The sequence below is a fragment of the Hungatella sp. L36 genome, assembly GCF_014288035.1.
Genome location: NZ_JACOPC010000012.1, coordinates 69821 through 87959, shown reverse-complemented (window position 1 = coordinate 87959; position 18139 = coordinate 69821). Strand labels below are relative to the sequence as shown.

Genomic DNA, 18139 nt, shown 5'->3' with positions numbered 1-18139 from the left:
ACCTACCCTTTTACGGAACCGGCAATCAGGCTCTGCTGCACCTGCCTGCTCAATATCACATAGATAATGATAATGGGGAACGTGGCGACCACCAGCCCGGCCCCGATGGGGCCCCAGTCTGTCGTATACTGCCCTACCAGGGACTGTATTCCAACCGTCAGCGTCCGGTATGCCGGCTTGCTGATGAACACGACCGCAAACATCAGCTCATTCCAGGACTGCAAAAACGTAAAAATGGCAATCGTGGCCAGCGACGGCTTCATCAGCGGGAGTATAATCTGAATAAAGATTTTATATATATTGCATCCATCGATACACGCGGCTTCCTCCAGCTCCACCGGAATGGAAGAGATAAAACCGGAGCTGATCATAATCGCCATCGGCACTGCGAAGGCCGAGTACGGAATAATCAGACACCAGTAAGTATTGATTAAATGTACCTGCCGCATCATGATAAATACGGGCAGCAGCGCTGCGTGGATCGGTATGGTGATTCCCATGATAAAAATCAGCTGAAAGGTCTTCTGAAGCTTCCATTTCATCCGGATCAGGGCGTAGGAAGCCATCAGAGATGCAATACAGACGATCAGAATGGTGGCCGCCGTAACAATAATACTGTTGGCCAGATAGCGCCCCACATTTCCGCCCATAAAGGCATGGGTGTAATTCTCAAAGCGCCAGACCGAGGGGAGGCCAACCATATTTCCCTGAAATATCTCTGTGTTGTCCTTCAGTGAAAACGTCAAAAGCCAGTATAAGGGGAATATCTGAAGCGCGGCCCAAAAGATCAGACACGCCTGAATGACTGCCCGGGATAAATTTAATTTTTTCATATGTCCTCCCTTACTCATTGTCACGAAATGCCCCACGAATCAGCCATGCAAAAAGGAAGCATTCCAGAATAATGAAAATTGCCATCGAGCTTCCATAACCATACATATTTCTGGAGAAAATAGTCTCAACCATCAGCGTACTCGGAAGCTGGCTCGCTCCCGCCGGTCCGCCGCCCGTCATAACGTACACAAGATCGAAGTTCTTTAAGGATCCAACCACCGCAAAGGTCACGCAGACCTTCAGAATCGGCTTCATAAGCGGAATGGTAATATGTAATGCAGTCTGAATCCCATTGGCGCCGTCGATACGGGCCGCTTCAAAAATCTCCTCTGAGATGGAGCGCACCGAGGCGTACATCAGCAGCATGTGGTAACCGATGTATTGCCACAGCACCGGCACGATCACGGCAAAGATCACCTTTTTTGTGTCTCCGAGCCAGTTCCCCGTAAGCTGTTCTAAGCCCATGGATCTTAAGACCGTATTCAGAAGCCCGTACTGCGGATTGTAAATCTTCATCCAGAGCTGTCCGATCACCACGGTAGAAATCAGAACCGGGATGAAATAGACGCTGACGTAAAAACGTTCCCCCTTTACTCCTCTTGCCAGAATCAGCGCCAGGATGAGAGAAATCGGCAGCTGCACAAAGACAGATCCCGCTGCAAAAATCAAAGAATTCTTAACTGCCCTCCAGAATCCATCACTGTTGGTGAGGAACAGCTCCTTATAGTTATCAAACCCCGTAAATACCTTTTTCCCGATCCCATCCCACTCTGTGAGGCTGTAAGTCACGGACATAAAGATCGGCACGATAATAATGGTCAAAAACAGGACCAGCGCCGGAAGCAGGAAAATAAACACGGCTTTTTTATTTGACAGTACCCGGTTCACAAAAAACCTCCTATCTTTTTATGAAGGGGACTGTCTCCAGCCCCCTTTTGGTTTGGAGGCGCTCTCAAAAAACCGTTTCCGGGAGCGCTCCTCGTTTACTGATTTAATTTCTGCAGTTCAGCCACATACTGTTCCGGCGTAATACTGCCGACAAACAGCTCCTGAAGCTTGTTTAAATATACGGTTGCATCTTTTCCTTCCATCAGATTATCCCACCAGATTGTATAGCTTGTGGCGTCTTTTGTGAAATCATAGATCTCCATTAAGAGCGGATTGATTTCCGATTTATCTACGTCCACGTTCACATACGGAAGGATGCTGGAACCGATCTTGTACTTTCCGATCGCCAGTTCATAGGCAATATACTGAGCAACTTCGGTTGTAAGCTTCGGATCCCTGGTGGCTGCGCTGACCGCAAAGGCCGTATCCGGTCCGCCGGTAAAGTCTGTCACTCCTGATTTTCCATCCTTTAATACCGGGAATGGGAATACTCCGATTTTCCCCTGTACCAGGGAAGAGTCCTTATACACTCTCGTCGCCGTCCAGCTTCCGTTTAAGTACATCGGAATCTGTCCCTGAAGGAACGGAACCTCCGATTCTTCTCTTGAGATACCGGCGGAGCCATCCGGAAATGCGCCCATATCCACCAGCTTCTTCAGGCACTGGGCCGCCTCTAAGAATCCAGGATCGTCATATCCAGTCTCTTTTCCGGTGGCAGCCTTTACGCCCTCGCTTCCAACAGCCCTTAAGGCCAGAAGATCGTGATACATGGCAATCGTCCACGGTTCCTTTCCGCCTACGGTCAACGGTGTGATTCCGTTGTCGAGGAAGGTCTGGCATACTGTCAGGAAGTCATCAAAGGTCTCCGGGACTTCCAGATTCAGTTTTTCAAACATCTCTTTATTATAAAACATGCAGGCTACCGACTGGTCTGTCGTAAGCGCATACGTTTTTTCATCGAACTGGAAGCCGGTCAGGGTTGACGGCCCCAGATGTGACTTGAAATCATCGGTCAGATAATCGTCCAGCGCCTCTACCTTTCCCGCTTCGACAAACGGCTTGATGAAGCCATGGCCCCAGGTATAGAAGATGTCCGGCGTTTCATTGGCCGCGATGGCCGCCTTTAATTTCATCTTATACGCCTCATTTTCAGCCGTGTCGGATTCTATCTTTACATGGAACTTTTCTTCCGCATCTTTTACGACCTGATCGATAATTGCCTTATTTGGATCGGTATCCCCTCCGAATATATGCCACAGCTTGATCACAGGCACTTCCCCTGTATCACCACTGGCCTCCTGTGTGGTTTCCTTAGCCGTCTGTGCAGCACTGGTATCTCCTCCGGCTGTACTGTTTACTGCACCCGATCCGCAGGCAGTCAGTCCCATCGCCATAGTACCCGCAAGTGCAAGTGCCATGACGGTTCTCCATGTTTTCTTTTTCATGATTCCGCTCCTCCAATATGATTAAGTTGTCTGATTCAAAAGCGCTTGTGAATGTAACTCTATTTTACACAGTTCAGCGTTTTCACGGAAGAGAGAGATTTTACTGTTTCTGGTGATTAACTTACTATTTTCCTGGTGGTTCACGTCTTATTTTCCGGCTTTGCCATTAGCCGTATAGTAAATCGCTTACTTTCTCTAGTAGATTTTTTACTTCATTTTCCGCTTTGTTTACTTTTAAAATTCACCGTGATATGATGACATAATAGCAGGGGGGATGCATTTATGGGGAAACGGAAAGTGAGCGCTTTAAATCTGTGGAACTGGGCGTTTCACAGTAAAATATCGAGAAAAATCAGCACGGTCTTTTTTGGTTTTCTGCTGCTCAGTGTTATTCTGACTTACTTTTCATACCGCTATGTATCGAAAGAATACGTCCTGTCCAACATGGAACAGCATTCCAGACAGACGCTCACTTCGATCCGCTCCAACATCGTGGAAATGGTGGAAAATACCAATAACAGCTACAGCCTTCTGCTGAAAAGCGGTATCTCTGATCTCACAAAGCTTCCACTGAAACCAACTGACCGGAAATTTTATGACAATTATCTTTTTACCATCATCGACAGCTACAATCATCTCGATTCTATCTATATTATGAATCTAAAGGGGCAGCTCTATGGAGTCGATAAGTTCGGCATCAAGACGCCGGTGATTCACTCTGTCACAGAGGCCCCCTGGTATCAAAGCGCCATGGATGCCAAGGGGAGCTGTATTCTTTCGCTTCATGCCGGCAATATTTTTCTTCCCGACTACTCCGAAGATTTTCTGTCGGCAGTCCGGGTCATCAATGATTTAGAAACCCAGAAACCGATCGGCTTCTCTATTATGAACATACCGACGCGCTCCATCAACCAGATATTTGAGCACGTCTTTCAGCCATCCGATATCGAGATTACCCTGTATGACGATTCCGGGGAGATCATCAGCACCTACGGCAGTACAAAGGAAGGGGAAAATCACCACAATATCAGCCCCTTCATCGGTCCCGCGTCTGCTTACTACAGTGCCAGCGGCAAGAATTCGCTGTCGGCCGGAATCTATATTCCAGAATACCAGTGGAAATTAACCGCCACCTTCCCTCTGAAATACGAGTCCACACTGAGCACCTCCCTGCTCCAGATCTCCTTCTGGATTTTCTTCATCAATATGGTGCTCATGCTGATCTGTGTCATCGTTATTGCAAAATCGATTCAGACGCCTGTCTCCCAGATGATTCAGGCCATGGGCCGCGCGGAAAACGGGAATTTCGAACCGGTGGCCGTCCGCCATCCGAACAGCGAACTGGGTCTTCTGGAGATTCATTACAACCAATTAATCGACAGGCTTCAGTTTCTCATGGAACGGCTGGTGCAGGAACAGAAGCTGAAAAGAAAGACGGAGCTCCGCGCGCTTCAGGAACAAATGAAACCGCATTTTCTGTATAACACGCTGGATACCATCGGATACATCGTGCTCACCGGAGACACCAATCAGGCCTATGACGCCATCACCGCGCTGGGCAGTTTTTACCGACAGAGTCTGAGTAAGGGGAAACAGTACATCACCCTGGAGCAGGAACTGCAGATCATAAAGGATTACACCTCCCTTCTCTCCCTGCGTTATGAGGATTTATTTACCGTAAACTATGATGTGGATGAAACGCTGTACCAGCACGAGATCATAAAACTCCTGCTTCAGCCCCTGGTCGAAAATTCGGTCTACCACGGAATCAAACCGCTCGGGGAACCCGGCACCATCCTGATATCCGTCAAACGCCAGGAGACCCAGATCTGTCTCACTGTTACCGACAACGGGGTCGGAATGGACGATCAATTGCTGCAAAGCCTGCGCTCCTTAAGCCCCTCGCCCAGAGACAGCTTCGGTCTGGCAGGCACGATTGAGCGGGTCCATATTTCTTACCCGGAAAAGGGCGCCGTGGAGCTGCTCAGCCAAAAAGGAAAGGGAACTTCTGTCATCATTAAAATACCGTTTTAGGAGGTCTGCCGATATGTATCAGCCACAGCCCATAAAAGTGATGCTTGTAGACGATGAAGATAAAATGAGGGGACTGCTGCGGATCTGCATCCCATGGGAGGAACTGGACTATGTCATTACGGATGATGTATCCAGCGCAAACCAGGCATTGGAGCTGATTGCCGAACGAAAACCGGATGTCATCATCACCGATATTGAAATGCCGTTTATCAACGGCCTGGACTTTGCAGAAATGGTTCTGGAAGAATATCCGCACATTAAAATCATCATTCTTACCGCCCACGATGAATTCGACTACGCCAAGCAGGGGCTGGAAATCGGAATATCGAGTTTTCTTTTAAAACCCATTAAACGTGAGGAACTGATCCGGACCGTGACCGATATCCGCAGCTCCATCCGGGAAGAGCAAAAGAAGCTCTATCAGCACGAACTCCTTCAAAAGAAGCTGAACGAAAACCGTGACTACATAATCCAGAATTTTTTCAGCAACATGATGGTCAGCAGCCTCCCCTCCGATTACCTTTGGGAAAATTTGAGCTATTACCAGATACCGCTGCATCGTGACTCCGGTTTCTATAATATCCTTCTCCTGACGCTGAATGTCAGCCAGGACATTGAAGAAAGCATCATGCAGCAGTTCCAGTGCCGGGAAATCATCCAAACGGCAGCGGAGCGGCTAAGCGGCCTCCTGGTCTTTCAGGATATTCATATGAACCTGGTCCTGCTGACCGAAAACAGAAAAATCAACTTATACAATTACGGCTTCCATTTTTCTACCCTGCTGAAGGACAAGCTGGGGATCAAATCGTATGTGGGCGTCGGGACGCCGGTGGAGCGCCTCGAGGATATCCGCAGCTCCTACCGTCAGGCCTACCAGAACTCCCAGGTCGCCAAATACAGCCATAACAAGTCATTTCTGGCCAATCCGCCCCAGGAACAGAATCAGCAGGAATTACAGAATTTAATCAATACGGTGACGGAAGAGCTTCCCTTGTATATGCAGCTTCCCCAGGAGGATACCGCTCTGCGGCGCGTTGATGCGGCCTATGATTCGCTGGAACGAATCCCCAGCCATGTTCTCTCCGATGTCATGGTGCTGTCGCTCTCCATCGTAAACATCGTGCTCGCAACACTGAGAGACAAGGGAATCTCCTACAATGAAATTTACAATACGGATCACCTGCCCTACACGCATATCCTGAAGCTGACCGATGAAAAAGACATCCGGCAATACGTCCTTCAGATGGTGCGCTTCACGCTTTACCAGGTAAATCTATATACCGATGCCAAGGGAAACAAGCTCATCCACACGATTTTGCAGTATCTCAACGAAAATCTGTCCACGTCGACTCTGACGCTGAAAAAAATCGCGGAGATCAATTACGTCAATCCGTCCTATCTAAGCCGGATTTTCAAGGAAGTCACGCAGATGAATTTTGTAGACTACCTAGCGAGCCTGCGGATTGAGAAAGCGAAGAGACTGCTTCAGACCGGCAATCTCCGGATTTACGAAATTGCAGAATCGGTCGGCATCAGCGACCCCAACTATTTTTCGAAGCTGTTTAAAAAATATACAAATATGACACCGGCACAGTACAAAGAAGAGACACACCGACAGGAGGATTATTAATATGACCGATTTTTCAATGTTGTCCGACTATATCATTGGCATACGGAGAACGCTTCACAAGCATCCGGAGCTGAGCGGCCAGGAATTTCAGACCCAGCAGTTAATCAGAAGTGAACTGGACAAACTGGGGATTCCACACCGTACACTGCATGAAACCGATATTCTGGCTGAGATTGCCGGTTTGCAGACGCACCCGGAGGAAACCGCTGCCTTACCGTCTGAAAAGCACAGTAAAACAGTTCTGCTGCGCGCAGATCTGGATGCCCTGCCTATTACGGAAAATTCAGACGCGCCCTATGTCTCACAGTCTCCCGGCGTCATGCATGCCTGCGGACACGACTCCCATACGGCCATGCTGCTGGGGGCGGCAAAGCTTCTTTGGGACAGCCGTGACCATTTTTCCGGCACCGTGCGGCTCATGTTTCAGCCGGCGGAGGAAACCGGCAGAGAAACCAGAACGCTGATCGATCGCGGGATGCTTGACGGAGTGGATACCGTATTCGCGATCCATGTGGCGCCCGATCTTCCAACGGGAAAAATCTGTATTCTGCCCGGCCCCTGCATGGCAGGTGTAGATGACTTTTCCATCCGCCTTACCAGCCCCGGAGGCCACGGCGCGACGCCCCATCTCGGATCGGATACGCTCCTTGCCGGCGCCCATCTGGCTGTCAATCTTCAGCAAATCGTCAGCAGAGAAATTGACCCGCAGAAACCGGCTGTCCTTACCATCGGAATCTTCCAGGCCGGCACAAAGGTCAATCTGCTGGCTCAGGAAGCTGTATTATCCGGAAATATCCGTTTCTTTGACAAGGAGCTCAGCGGTTATTTTAAGGAAGCCCTTACCCGTTACAGTGAACACACAGCCGCGATGTACCGCTGCTCCTCTGAAGTCACCTACACGCCGTCCCTGCTCCCGACTGTCAATGATGCCGCCTGCTGCGGCACGGCAAAAAACGCGGCCATGACCGTGTGGGGGGAAGACAACTTAATAAAACGTCCAGCCAGCATGACCTCTGAAGATTTCTCCCGATATTTAGAGGCTGTCCCCGGCGCCATGGTATTCTTAGGAACGAGTGACGGAACCCAGAAAACCTCCTGGCCGCTCCACCACGAGTGTTTTGATCTGGACGAATCAGCTTTACTAAATGGCTGCCGTCTCTATGCGGCGTATGCTTGGGAATGGCTATTTCAATAGCTTTCGGTTCGCCATCACAGCCAGGTATAAACTTTTTACTCTCAAGTATTGATGTGAGCAGAAATTTTTATTATAATAGGCTGAAGAATATGGAACCACTGGCAAGAGCACACAAAAAGGCAGATTTCAACATATGCGCAGAAAGAGGAGAACCAATGTCAGACAAACTCACACGGTGTGACTGGGCCGCCCACGATATACTGAACCAGGAGTATCACGATAACGAATGGGGGAAACCCGTTCACGATGACAGAACACTATTTAAAATGCTGATTCTGGAGGGTATGCAGGCAGGTTTAAGCTGGATTACCATCCTGAAGAAGCGGGATGCCTTCATAAAGGCCTTCGATGATTTCGATCCGGCCATCATCAGTACATACGGCGACGAGAAGATCGAAGAGCTGATGCATAACGCCGGAATCATCCGAAACCGTTTAAAGATCAACGCGGCCATTACCAACGCCAGGGCTTACTTCGTGTTGTGTGAAAAATACGGTTCCCTGGATCAGTTCTTATGGTCCTATGTGGATAACAAACCCATCAAAAATGCCTGGGAAACCATGTCTGACGTTCCTGCCAGCACTCCGTTAGCAGAAAAAATCAGTAAGGATTTAAAGAACCTGGGTTTTAAATTTGTAGGCCCTACCATTATTTATGCCTACATGCAGTCGGTCGGGCTGGTCAACGATCATATGACCTCCTGCTTCTGTTATAATCGCGAAAAGTAGAGAGAAAAAGAGGACTCCGGCAGGTTCTTTCCCGGAATCCTCTTTTTCTCTCTATTTCGCTTCCTCAATCAGCTTTATAAAGTCTGCCGCTTCCTCCGTCGGTACCATGCGGGCCGTAACCTTCACACCGTGCCCGGCCAGATACAGGAAGTTTTCGATATCCTCCTCCGACACACTGACGGCCTTTTTCAGCATTCTGGTATTCTGCTTACCGCCCATATTGCCCACATTGACGGAATCCATCACAAACCCATGATCCAGAATGGAACGGATCGTCTTCGGATTCTTCGCCACAATAAATACCTTTTCTCCATCGTATTTACCCGCGCATAAATTAGCCGCTGCTTTTTCCGCTGTCAGAATAGACAGCTTGCACTGCTGCGGGCAGGCCATCTTCAGCGCCTCTTTATTGACCACGTCATGCACGACCTGGTCGTCCACCACCATAATTCTGGTTGCCTTCGTATACTGGCTCCATACCGCAGCCACCTGACCGTGAATCAGGCGGTCATCGATTCTTACATTCACAATTTCCTGCATCCGGTTAATCCTCCTTCTTCTCTGCCAGCCCCTGGCCGGTTCTTAAAAATACAGGGGAAGTCCACGCGGCGTCATTATTTTTCTGCCATACGCGCAGGCGGTAACAGCAGTCCTCTTCCACGTTTATCGTCTCATGGTGCTCCAGTAAGTAGCTGTCCTCCGGATATGCACGGCCTACTTTAAACTTGTATGCATTGTGCCACCACGGGTCATCTCTGTAATGGGTGATTTCCCCCCAGGTATCCTCCGTCAGTTTTTCCACTTCGTCCCACAGCGCCGTTACGCTGGAGCTTTTCAGCATATCTCTCACCAGAAATGCGTACTCTTTTCCTTCCACAGTCAGATGAATGGAACTGTCTGCATCCGCTTCCACCTCGAAGATAAAGCCTTCTGTTGTCACATTGCTGGGCCCCATCCATTTGCCGGTAGCCGTGGACTGATAGGTGGTAAGTGAGAATTCACAGGAATCCTCCGTTTGGGAGGTCAGCTCCTGTCCGAAATTATTCCAGCATTTTTCCACTCCCAGCAGCTTTCCGTCCACTTTCAGCAGCCCGTTCCAGACCCGGCAGATTGCATCCGGATAGACACGGATATCCGGTCCCCAGCCAAATTCCAGGCGGAATTTAAACCGGATCACGCCAGACTGTTCTTTTCTTTCCCAGGTTCCTGAGTGCACCACCATTTTTTCCAGAATGTTATCTCTCAGTATCTCCACACGGTCGACCGCAGCCGTTCCCTTAATCCGGAACGAAAGCTCCGCCTCCCCACCGGTCGTGATCTCGCTTCCCATTTCGGCTCCATCGACGGAGAAATCCACCTCGATCCGGCTCTGGGATACCCCGTATACCCTGCGGTTCACAAAAGCCTCCCAGATCGCTTCCTTCGTACAGTCTGCGGCCAGAGCGCACATGCTGCCATGTTCAAAGACCGCAGGCACGCTGTGATTATCGCCTGCCGCGATCATTCCGATCCGGTATCCCTTCTCGATCGCCCGCTCGAATACCGTCTCTCCCGTCCTCGGCCCCATGTGGACATGGCGCTTCATGAGAAGCGGACCGTCATCCGTCTCGCTGCATCCGTGGCAGGAATAAATTTCCGCAAACGGAGAAAATACTTCATCGTGAGTATCCCAGTTTTTTCCTCTCGATCCGGGCTGATACGCCACGTGATGCGGGATTCCAATTACCGGCTCCCCCTTATAGGCGGCCGCCAGTTCCCGGTAGGTATCCGGATGCCTCTGCTCTCCGTCATTATTTAAAAAGAACACGTTGTGATCTCCGTCTTTTCCCGTTCCCTGCCACTCATAGCCCATGAACATGGGATAGCCCTCTTTGTTTGCCTGATTCGTAAATTCACGAATCTGCTCCCAGTCTATTTTGATCAGTCCATCCTCGTACCGGTCTTCCACCTTAAGTCCTGACTCTGTCGGTCTCATATAAAAGGGATAATAGGCGACCGGCCAAAAATCCATGATTTTCTTTACCTGCCCAAACCATTCAGGCAGCAGCTCCATCTGTTCATGATGGATATTACTGTGCATATCTGTCCAAAGTTTTTTATATTCCATTCTTTCTACCACCTTATTCCACAGGTTTGTGACGCGCCCATTCCGGGACCGGCATAACCGCCCATTCATGAGGCTTCTTTCTCTTTCCCCATTCCTTCAGCTGTTTTACCCGTTCTCTCTGTGTTATTTCCGTATCAATGCAGGAGGAAATCTCCGGTAATGTCAGGAAATACGTTTCTGCCGCTTCCATCCATTCCGGGTATTCTCCTGCGATGTTCCGTTCCTCCAGCGGGTCGTCCTCCAGATCATACAGGAAGCAGGCCGTACCACCGTATCTCACGGCCTTATACCGTCTCCACACCACGGCTTCCGCCATCATGGGCTCTGACCGGTAATCCAGAATCTGCTGAATCACCGCAGGCCCGTCGAATACCTGCTCACCCGCATCGGGAAGCCCTGATAAATCGATCTCACGGCCGTCGTGCCAGTCTGCAGAAACTCCGGCCTGAGCCAGAATTGTTTTCGAAATGTCCAGAAGGCTGACGCATTCACGCCTTCTTCCCACAGGCACACCTGTTCCGGCCGCCACGAAGGGGACACGGACGGCGTCCTCATACAGGGTCTGCTTTCCGAAAATGCCTCTCTTTCCCAGCTGCTCCCCGTGATCTGACACGTAAAGGAAGAGTTTCCGGCCTTTTCTGCCCTGAAAGGCGTCATACAGACGCCCAATATACCGGTCTGTCTCTTCCACGGCTCCGCAGTAGGCAGCCTTACAGCACACGGCCTTCTCCTCGCTGCACTCCATGACGTAATCCTCATAGAACCGGAGAGGCGCTGCCGCAGGGCGCATCTCCCCTGCGAACTGCTTTTTGTACAACTGATACGTATCCGGTTCCGCAACAAATGGAAAATGCGGGGAGTAAAATCCCACCACCAAAAACAGCGGTTCTTCATGTTCCCGCTCCAGGTACCGGAGCGCACACTCATATACTTCTCTGTCATAGGCCATAACCGGTGAAATTCCGCCTCCAACAGCCTCCAGACAGTGTTTCCGGTTCGTCGTCCCGGTATAGGCGCCGAAATCCACCCGTTCTTTTCCGCCTGTTCCCCAGTACTGGGAGGTGATATCCCCCACCAGTCTTTCGTCAAAGCCATGTTTCTGTTCGTCCCCCTTAAAATGCATCCGCCCGATCAGTACCGTGTTATAACCGGCGGCTCCCAGAGCATGGGCGATTGTCGGCACATCCGCCGGCAGCACCGTATCGTTATTGAAAATGTTTAAGTCAGACGGAAGCTTTCCGCTTAAAAAGGACATGCGTGAGGGCACGCAGAGAGGGGCGCTGCAGTAGCAGCGTTCAAAATACAGCCCCTCCCCTGCAATCCGCATAAGCGCGGGCGTCCTCACTCTGTCGTCTTCCATGCCGGTATACGCCCCGCCATGCTGATCCGACATGATGAGCATGATATCTTTCATGGATTTCTCCTTCATGGATTTCCCTTTCACGAATTTACTTTCACGAATCACATGATCCCAAGAACCACCATGACAGCGGAAAAGATAACGATGCCGAGAATAATTTTATTTGCCGACCATTTTTTCTTATCCATCAGATACCAGACTGCAAGCGTCAGACAGAGCGGCACGATGGCCGGCATAATCTTGTCAAATACCTGCTCCTGGATGGAGATCGCCATATCCCCGCTGACAAACTTATAGATAAAGTTCGCCTTAACGGTTGTAGAAGCTACACCGCCGATTACGATCAGCCCCATCATCGTAAGGCCAGTTGTAATTTTATTTGTGATGTCCTTATTTTTGAAAAATGTGTTAGCCGCATCCAGTCCCATGGAATATCCCTTGTGGAACAGGAACCACTGCAGGCCCACGATCGTTACCAGCCATACCGCGCAGAAAAAGAGCGGGCCGACAGGGTTTCCATCGTCAATACACATGCTCATGGCAATACTGAGTAAGATCGGGCTGTATGTACCAATCAGAAGAGAGTCACCGATTCCGGCAAATGGGCCCATCAGGGCGTTTTTGGTATTTACGATCAGCTCCTCGCTGACGTCGTCTCCCTTGGCTCTGGCCTCCTCCATGGCGATGGTGATGCCAGGAATCAGGGAGCCTAACTGCGGTTCCGTGTTATAGAACTGCATATGGCGTTTTAATGCATTTTTGTATTCCTCATCGTTATTCTTATAGAGCTTGCGCAGAATTGGCTCCACCACGTGGCAGAATGCCAGACCCATCATACGTTCAAAGTTCTGCGTCGCCTGCGAAAAGAAAATATAACTCCACGCCGCACGGTCAATATCTTTTTTGGTTAACAGTCCGTCTGATGTATTCTTATTCTTCATAGCAGTCATCCTCCTCTATTCCTTTAGCCGGCTGAGCCGCTGCCTGTACTGCAGGCTGTCCCTGTGCCATGACAAAAATAAATGCCAGGGCGGTTGCGAATATCGCAAGAGCCGTAACAGACATGCTGGTAGATCCGATCAGCACCCATCCCATAAGGAACAATACGATCATCCACGACCTGGACAGCGACTGCTTTAACAGCATGGCAAATCCGATTGCCGGAAGCAGTTTGCCGGCCACCTCGAAGAAATGAAGCATCAGGTCAGGCATGTTGTTGAGCAGTACCTCGGTGAGCGGAGTTCCGAGATAACAGATCAGCATGGCCGAACCGGCTCGCAGAATGAAGCTCGGCACTGCCGCCAGATAGGTGGCGCGATGAATGCCGGCTCCGTCTCCTCTTTCCGCGGCCTTGTCTCCCATATGAGGGAAGTATGCATTGATGGTCATGATAAAGTTAAAGAGTCCCAGTCCCAGCATGCTGAGCGGAACTGCCAGTGCCACCGCCTGTTCTCCGGTACCGCCAGCCGCCAGTGCCAGCGGAATGCCGATATAGGCCGCCCAGTTCACATCGGCCGGCATCGCGCCGCCCGGAGTAATCTGACCGATAAACAGCGCCTGAACCATGGCGCCCGCAATTACGCCGCTTCTCACATCCCCCAGAATCAGCCCGATGATCAGACCTGCCACGAGGGGCCTTCCTATCATGTTCCATCCGCCCGTCACGCCAAAGAACCACGGGGTTCGCTTAGAGCCGAGATAAGCAAAAATACCGATTAGTATTGCCTGAAATAAACTCATACCTTTTCCTCCTGTCTTTTACTCTTCAAATTCGTCTTCCCCATCATCCACGGAAGGCACATAGACAACCAGCTGGCCTTTTCCTGCTTCGCAGGCCGCATTGGCCAGTCCCGTCACATTTCCCTTCCGCAATCCACCCGGTGATTCGTCCTTCTCTGCGGCGTGCTGTCCGGAGGGCGTCCCAGCCCCCTCATACATGGCGCGCGACAGATACGCTTCTAAAAGCACCGGCAGATTCGTTCCGCCGATTACTTCGATTGCTTCCGTCCTCGTAAGCTTCAGCTTCAGCGATACGTTAAACGGAGATCCTCCCGCGATGTCCGTGAGGATTAAAATTCCTTCCAGCCCGCTTAAGGCCTCCACCGCCCGCAGCAGCTTCTCTGTCAGGGCTTCCACCGAATCCTCCGGCAGGAAATCCACTGCTTCATAATACTCCGTCTCTCCTGCCAGCAGCTTTAACCCGCTGGTAATTCCGGTGGCAAAAGAACCATGACCCGTGACAATGATTCCTATCATACCATTCCCCTTTCTGCAAGCACTTCCGGAAATTCTGTATTCTCCGGTATGCTCATGACTTTTTTCTGTTGCTGTTTACCGCCGACACATAGTCCTCCGGATTCTTCGAGCTTGCCGTAAGGCATTCCTTCCGGTTGACCTTCCACTCCGGCAAAACAGAAATCCCCCCATTCCTTATGGGATCGTCCGTTTCCCGCAAATGGCGGTCCAGCCGGGCTGCAAGTGCTTTCTCCACTGTTCCGAACTCCGGAAGCCCCGCTAAGTTTCTGCGCTCCCCCACATCGAATACAAGATCGTAGAGCGCTTCCTCGTATTTATGCTGCTCCTTTAGCCCCCTTTCGTTAAAGTAATCTTTCGTAAGCGACTCGTCTATATTAGACTGATTGATTCGCAGATACGATGCGTCATAATACCGGATATACTTGTACCGTTCTGTACGGATACAGCGGATGGGCTCATAGGAGGTGTGGAAATTCACCTCTGCAAAGATCTCATCCCGGATCTTCGCTTCCGGGTCGTCCAGCATGGGAACCGCCGACACGCCCTCCAGGTAACCGGGTTTTTCAATTCCCAGCAGATCGCAGAGCGTCGGAAATACATCCAGATGGGATACCAGCCCATCGATCACATGGCCGTTAGCCCGCTTTCCCGGAGCCCTTATAAGAAGCGCTACCCCGATGCCGCTGTCAAATAGTGTACATTTGCAGAACGGTTCCGCTAGGCCATGGTCCGTCGTAACCAGTATAACAGTCTCCTCCATAAGCCCCTTTTCCTTCAGGGCGTCAAGCACCCTGCCCACGCAGAGATCTGCTGATTTCGCACTCGTCATGTATCTGGCAAAATCCTTTCTCGTCTCCCTGCTGTCCGGTATAGGGCCGGGCGGCAGGACAAAGTCCTCGTTAATATCGCGATCAATGACATCCGGAAATCTCCTGTGTGTGGCGTACATTCCATAGGACAGGAAGAACGGCTTTTTCCCGTCGTAGTTCCCGATCCATTCCGCTGCACGGTCCGCGTTCTTCTTATCCCATTCCGTCAAATCCTCCTGCCTGTATCCATCACTCAGACAGCTGATCTCCTCCTGGTATCCAATGGTTTCAGCCCCCTGCTTTGTATCTAAGTACCAGCCCGCCTCATGCTGGATTCCGTCTAAAACGGTCCGGTAGCCGTTCCGATTTAAAAAACGGACCAGATGTTTCTCATAATCCATGGAAAATCCTCTCTGTGCAAGTCCCAGCATCCCGTTCTGATGCGGATACGTCCCGCTCAGCATCGCCGCCCGGCTGGGAGAACAGGTCGGTCCCGCACAGTAGCAGTTTCGAAATACCGCCGCCTGTTTCGCAAATGCCTCCAGATTCGGTGTGGGGACCGCATAACCGTACGGGCCCAGCACTCTGCCCGAGTCATGGGTATGTATATACAAGATATTCAAAGACTGCGCCTCCTCTCTATTGTCTATTTTTACATATTTTCCAACACTCATAGGTAAAATATACAACCTTATGCCCCAAATGTCAATACATTTAATTTTATTTGTATTGCTATTATGTCGGTTATTTGTATTGAATTCACGTGTTATATATGTATACATTATATAAAAAAGCAAATTGCCTTTTCTCCGGTTATGTATTATAATGATTGCAGTACATTTTGGCAGGTGATAATATGGCAGAAAAAAGAATTGCCCAATACAGACAGATAGAAAATGATTTGCTGGAGCAGATTAATCTTGGATACTACAAAAAGGGAGACTTGATTCCCACGGAGCTGGAATTGTCGGCCACCTACCATGTTTCCAGAGTTACGGTACGCAAGGCCACGGACAATCTGGTGGCCAAAGGCATTCTCCAGAGAGTGGCTGGTGTCGGAACCTTCGTGAGCCGGTCCGCCGTCACGCAGAACCCGCCGCCGATCCAGGGCTTTACGGACTTAATGAGAGAACAGGGGCTGGAGCCGACGACGAAGGTCGATGTATTTACATTACAGAAGTCCCCCGCCAATATCGCCTCCATATTGGGAATCGAAAAGGAAGACCCGATTTACTACATTCACCGCCAGCGCTATGGCGACGGGGAGCTGCTTCAGCTGGAGACCACCTATATGTCCGCCAGGCTGTATCCTGACATCTCCATTCAGATTTTGGAATCCTCCAAATACCAGTATTTTGAAAAGGTCAAGGGGATCAAGATCGCCTACAGCCACCACGCCGTGACTCCGATTCACCCCTCGAAGGAGGTGGCGGAGCTTTTTGGAATCGCGCAGAACACCCCCATCATCAAGGCGGCTAATGTGACACATCTGGAGAATGGGCAGATTATGGATTACACGGAGCTGATCCTGAACTCACCCAAGTATCAGCTGACCTATATTAAACGTTAGGAGATAGAATGCAGAATTCCCTTACAGATATTTCATCTGATTGTATTCAGACCGTCATGGACGGTCTGCGGAAAAATAATATGGACGTGCAGTATGTTCCTCACAAGGAAGAGGCCGCCGCTGCGGTTGCCTCCCTGTTAAAAGAGGGGGATACCATTGCCGTCGGCGGATCGGTCACGCTGGAAGAGACCGGCGTGCTGGAGCTGGTACAGAACGGGCGCTACCATTTTATCGACCGCTATGAAGACGGACTATCGGACCGGGAAAGGAAGGACCGTCTGACAGAAGCATTTCGTTCCGACGTGTTTCTCTGCTCTGCTAATGCGATTACAAAGAACGGGGAGATCTACCAGGTTGACGGATTAAGCAACCGGATTGCGCCGCTCGTATTCGGTCCCGACAGCGTTATTATCGTAGCCGGTATCAACAAAATAGCGGCGGATATCGAGGCCGCCGTCTATCGTGTCAAAACCGTCACCGTACCTGCCATTGTAAAAAGAAGAGGCCTGGATGCGCCCTGCGCCCGTTTGGGAAGCTGCATCGCGGCCGACCAGAAGAACATGGCTTCCGGATGCATGTGTGATGCAAGGCGCTGCTGCAATTATCTGGTGCTCGGACGCCAGAGAGTCAAAGGCCGTATCAAAGTCATTCTCGTTGGAGAAACTTTAGGATTTTAAAAAGAAGCGCTTTTCCGGTGCAACCATGACCGGAAAAGCGCTTCTTCTATTTTTTGTTACTCATTATTATTCGTTATTTTTCTTTTTTACCAGCTTTTAATTACCGCTCTTTCCATCTCTACAGCAAATTCTTTGGTCCGAACCCGATCGGCAGCAATTCCTTCAGCGTAAAGATTTCATACTCCTCCCTGCTGGAAGGCAGAATAATCTGAAATGTCTCCGGGTCGCAGAATTCCATCATCACCTGGCGGCAGACGCCGCAGGGAGCCGTCAATCCTTCCGGGACACCATCCTTCCCGCCGACGATACAGATCGCAGTAAACTCTCTCACCCCTTCGCTGACCGCCTTGAAGAACGCCGTCCGCTCCGCACAGTTGCTGGGGGTATACGCCGCGTTTTCAATGTTGCAGCCCTGATAGATTATTCCGTCAGCCGTGAGCAGCGCTGCTCCGACTTTAAATCCGGAATAAGGGGCGTAGGCCTTCGCCATGGCCGAAAATGCCTGGGATATCATCTCCTCAGCGGGAAGCTTTGCCCTAAGCGCAGCCATTTTCTCCGTACAATCCATAACGGCCTCCTTTCCTTTACCAAACAGTCTAGACTGTA

General features: G+C 50.4%; 17 protein-coding genes. 6 read left to right on the top strand and 11 right to left on the bottom strand.

From position 1 onward, the window contains the following. Positions 1 to 2: 2 nt before the first annotated feature. The 3 genes from H8S80_RS23850 to H8S80_RS23840 all read right to left on the bottom strand — a co-directional run bounded on the left by H8S80_RS23850 (position 3) and on the right by H8S80_RS23840 (position 3167). The gene (locus H8S80_RS23850) at positions 3 to 833 is read right to left on the bottom strand and encodes a carbohydrate ABC transporter permease (protein WP_002601342.1); all 831 of its coding nucleotides are present in this window, start codon (positions 831 to 833) and stop codon (positions 3 to 5) included. 10 nt (positions 834 to 843) lie between these two features. Further along, the gene (locus H8S80_RS23845) at positions 844 to 1722 is read right to left on the bottom strand and encodes a carbohydrate ABC transporter permease (protein WP_002601343.1); all 879 of its coding nucleotides are present in this window, start codon (positions 1720 to 1722) and stop codon (positions 844 to 846) included. 95 nt (positions 1723 to 1817) lie between these two features. Further along, positions 1818 to 3167, bottom strand: a complete 1350-nt coding sequence (locus H8S80_RS23840; protein ID WP_117622126.1) for an extracellular solute-binding protein — start codon at positions 3165 to 3167, stop codon at positions 1818 to 1820. A 282-nt stretch (positions 3168 to 3449) separates the two neighbouring features. Between H8S80_RS23840 and H8S80_RS23835 the strand changes: the two genes are divergently transcribed. The 4 genes from H8S80_RS23835 to H8S80_RS23820 all read left to right on the top strand — a co-directional run bounded on the left by H8S80_RS23835 (position 3450) and on the right by H8S80_RS23820 (position 8754). Then, a complete protein-coding gene (locus H8S80_RS23835) occupies positions 3450 to 5201 on the top strand; it encodes a cache domain-containing sensor histidine kinase (RefSeq protein ID WP_029467387.1) in 1752 nt (583 codons plus the stop codon). Between the two features lie 13 nt (positions 5202 to 5214). After that, complete coding sequence (locus tag H8S80_RS23830; protein WP_002601346.1) at positions 5215 to 6831, top strand: response regulator; 1617 nt, start codon at positions 5215 to 5217, stop codon at positions 6829 to 6831. A 1-nt stretch (position 6832) separates the two neighbouring features. Then, positions 6833 to 8026: a M20 metallopeptidase family protein gene (locus H8S80_RS23825; RefSeq protein WP_117622125.1), complete on the top strand. Its 1194-nt coding sequence runs from the start codon at positions 6833 to 6835 to the stop codon at positions 8024 to 8026. A 155-nt stretch (positions 8027 to 8181) separates the two neighbouring features. After that, complete coding sequence (locus H8S80_RS23820) at positions 8182 to 8754, top strand: DNA-3-methyladenine glycosylase I (RefSeq protein ID WP_029467389.1); 573 nt, start codon at positions 8182 to 8184, stop codon at positions 8752 to 8754. Positions 8755 to 8805: 51 nt separating this feature from the next. Here H8S80_RS23820 and H8S80_RS23815 read toward each other — a convergent pair whose 3' ends face one another. The 7 genes from H8S80_RS23815 to H8S80_RS23785 are packed head-to-tail and all read right to left on the bottom strand — an operon-like array spanning position 8806 to position 15909. Then, the gene (locus H8S80_RS23815) at positions 8806 to 9294 is read right to left on the bottom strand and encodes a PTS sugar transporter subunit IIB (RefSeq protein WP_034533246.1); all 489 of its coding nucleotides are present in this window, start codon (positions 9292 to 9294) and stop codon (positions 8806 to 8808) included. Positions 9295 to 9298: 4 nt separating this feature from the next. Beyond that, positions 9299 to 10861, bottom strand: a complete 1563-nt coding sequence (locus H8S80_RS23810) for a CehA/McbA family metallohydrolase domain-containing protein (RefSeq protein ID WP_181987979.1) — start codon at positions 10859 to 10861, stop codon at positions 9299 to 9301. A gap of 13 nt (positions 10862 to 10874) precedes the next feature. Further along, positions 10875 to 12275: a sulfatase-like hydrolase/transferase gene (locus H8S80_RS23805; protein WP_181987978.1), complete on the bottom strand. Its 1401-nt coding sequence runs from the start codon at positions 12273 to 12275 to the stop codon at positions 10875 to 10877. 47 nt (positions 12276 to 12322) lie between these two features. After that, positions 12323 to 13162, bottom strand: a complete 840-nt coding sequence (locus tag H8S80_RS23800; protein ID WP_029467392.1) for a PTS system mannose/fructose/sorbose family transporter subunit IID — start codon at positions 13160 to 13162, stop codon at positions 12323 to 12325. Continuing rightward, on the bottom strand, positions 13152 to 13961 hold the full coding sequence (locus tag H8S80_RS23795; RefSeq protein WP_055658897.1) for a PTS mannose/fructose/sorbose/N-acetylgalactosamine transporter subunit IIC: 810 nt from the start codon (positions 13959 to 13961) through the stop codon (positions 13152 to 13154). Before H8S80_RS23795 ends, H8S80_RS23800 begins: the two co-directional genes overlap by 11 nt. An 18-nt stretch (positions 13962 to 13979) precedes the next feature. Then, entirely contained in the window at positions 13980 to 14477 is a 498-nt protein-coding gene (locus tag H8S80_RS23790; RefSeq protein ID WP_117622123.1) for a PTS sugar transporter subunit IIA, read from the bottom strand. Positions 14478 to 14529: 52 nt separating this feature from the next. Then, positions 14530 to 15909: a sulfatase family protein gene (locus H8S80_RS23785; protein WP_117622122.1), complete on the bottom strand. Its 1380-nt coding sequence runs from the start codon at positions 15907 to 15909 to the stop codon at positions 14530 to 14532. Between the two features lie 233 nt (positions 15910 to 16142). On the opposite strand from H8S80_RS23785, the gene H8S80_RS23780 reads away from it, so the two are divergent. Together H8S80_RS23780 and H8S80_RS23775 are read left to right on the top strand one after the other, a co-directional pair. Beyond that, on the top strand, positions 16143 to 16856 hold the full coding sequence (locus tag H8S80_RS23780; protein WP_029467397.1) for a GntR family transcriptional regulator: 714 nt from the start codon (positions 16143 to 16145) through the stop codon (positions 16854 to 16856). 8 nt (positions 16857 to 16864) lie between these two features. Continuing rightward, positions 16865 to 17533: a lactate utilization protein gene (locus H8S80_RS23775; RefSeq protein WP_117622121.1), complete on the top strand. Its 669-nt coding sequence runs from the start codon at positions 16865 to 16867 to the stop codon at positions 17531 to 17533. Positions 17534 to 17651: 118 nt separating this feature from the next. On the opposite strand, the gene H8S80_RS23770 is transcribed toward H8S80_RS23775, so the two are convergent. Then, the gene (locus H8S80_RS23770; RefSeq protein ID WP_029467398.1) at positions 17652 to 18101 is read right to left on the bottom strand and encodes a cytidine deaminase; all 450 of its coding nucleotides are present in this window, start codon (positions 18099 to 18101) and stop codon (positions 17652 to 17654) included. Between the last annotated feature and the right edge of the window lie 38 nt (positions 18102 to 18139).

What these genes read in the sequence shown, in the direction of transcription:
- H8S80_RS23770 (WP_029467398.1), bottom strand. Translation starts at nt 18,101, where the DNA reads ATGGATTGTACGGAGAAAATGGCTGCGCTTAGGGCAAAGCTTCCCGCT.
- H8S80_RS23790 (WP_117622123.1), bottom strand. Translation starts at nt 14,477, where the DNA reads ATGATAGGAATCATTGTCACGGGTCATGGTTCTTTTGCCACCGGAATT.
- H8S80_RS23830 (WP_002601346.1), top strand. Translation starts at nt 5,215, where the DNA reads ATGTATCAGCCACAGCCCATAAAAGTGATGCTTGTAGACGATGAAGAT.
- H8S80_RS23820 (WP_029467389.1), top strand. Translation starts at nt 8,182, where the DNA reads ATGTCAGACAAACTCACACGGTGTGACTGGGCCGCCCACGATATACTG.
- H8S80_RS23775 (WP_117622121.1), top strand. Translation starts at nt 16,865, where the DNA reads ATGCAGAATTCCCTTACAGATATTTCATCTGATTGTATTCAGACCGTC.
- H8S80_RS23840 (WP_117622126.1), bottom strand. Translation starts at nt 3,167, where the DNA reads ATGAAAAAGAAAACATGGAGAACCGTCATGGCACTTGCACTTGCGGGT.
- H8S80_RS23810 (WP_181987979.1), bottom strand. Translation starts at nt 10,861, where the DNA reads ATGGAATATAAAAAACTTTGGACAGATATGCACAGTAATATCCATCAT.
- H8S80_RS23795 (WP_055658897.1), bottom strand. Translation starts at nt 13,961, where the DNA reads ATGAGTTTATTTCAGGCAATACTAATCGGTATTTTTGCTTATCTCGGC.
- H8S80_RS23815 (WP_034533246.1), bottom strand. Translation starts at nt 9,294, where the DNA reads ATGCAGGAAATTGTGAATGTAAGAATCGATGACCGCCTGATTCACGGT.
- H8S80_RS23780 (WP_029467397.1), top strand. Translation starts at nt 16,143, where the DNA reads ATGGCAGAAAAAAGAATTGCCCAATACAGACAGATAGAAAATGATTTG.
- H8S80_RS23825 (WP_117622125.1), top strand. Translation starts at nt 6,833, where the DNA reads ATGACCGATTTTTCAATGTTGTCCGACTATATCATTGGCATACGGAGA.
- H8S80_RS23805 (WP_181987978.1), bottom strand. Translation starts at nt 12,275, where the DNA reads ATGAAAGATATCATGCTCATCATGTCGGATCAGCATGGCGGGGCGTAT.
- H8S80_RS23835 (WP_029467387.1), top strand. Translation starts at nt 3,450, where the DNA reads ATGGGGAAACGGAAAGTGAGCGCTTTAAATCTGTGGAACTGGGCGTTT.
- H8S80_RS23850 (WP_002601342.1), bottom strand. Translation starts at nt 833, where the DNA reads ATGAAAAAATTAAATTTATCCCGGGCAGTCATTCAGGCGTGTCTGATC.
- H8S80_RS23800 (WP_029467392.1), bottom strand. Translation starts at nt 13,162, where the DNA reads ATGAAGAATAAGAATACATCAGACGGACTGTTAACCAAAAAAGATATT.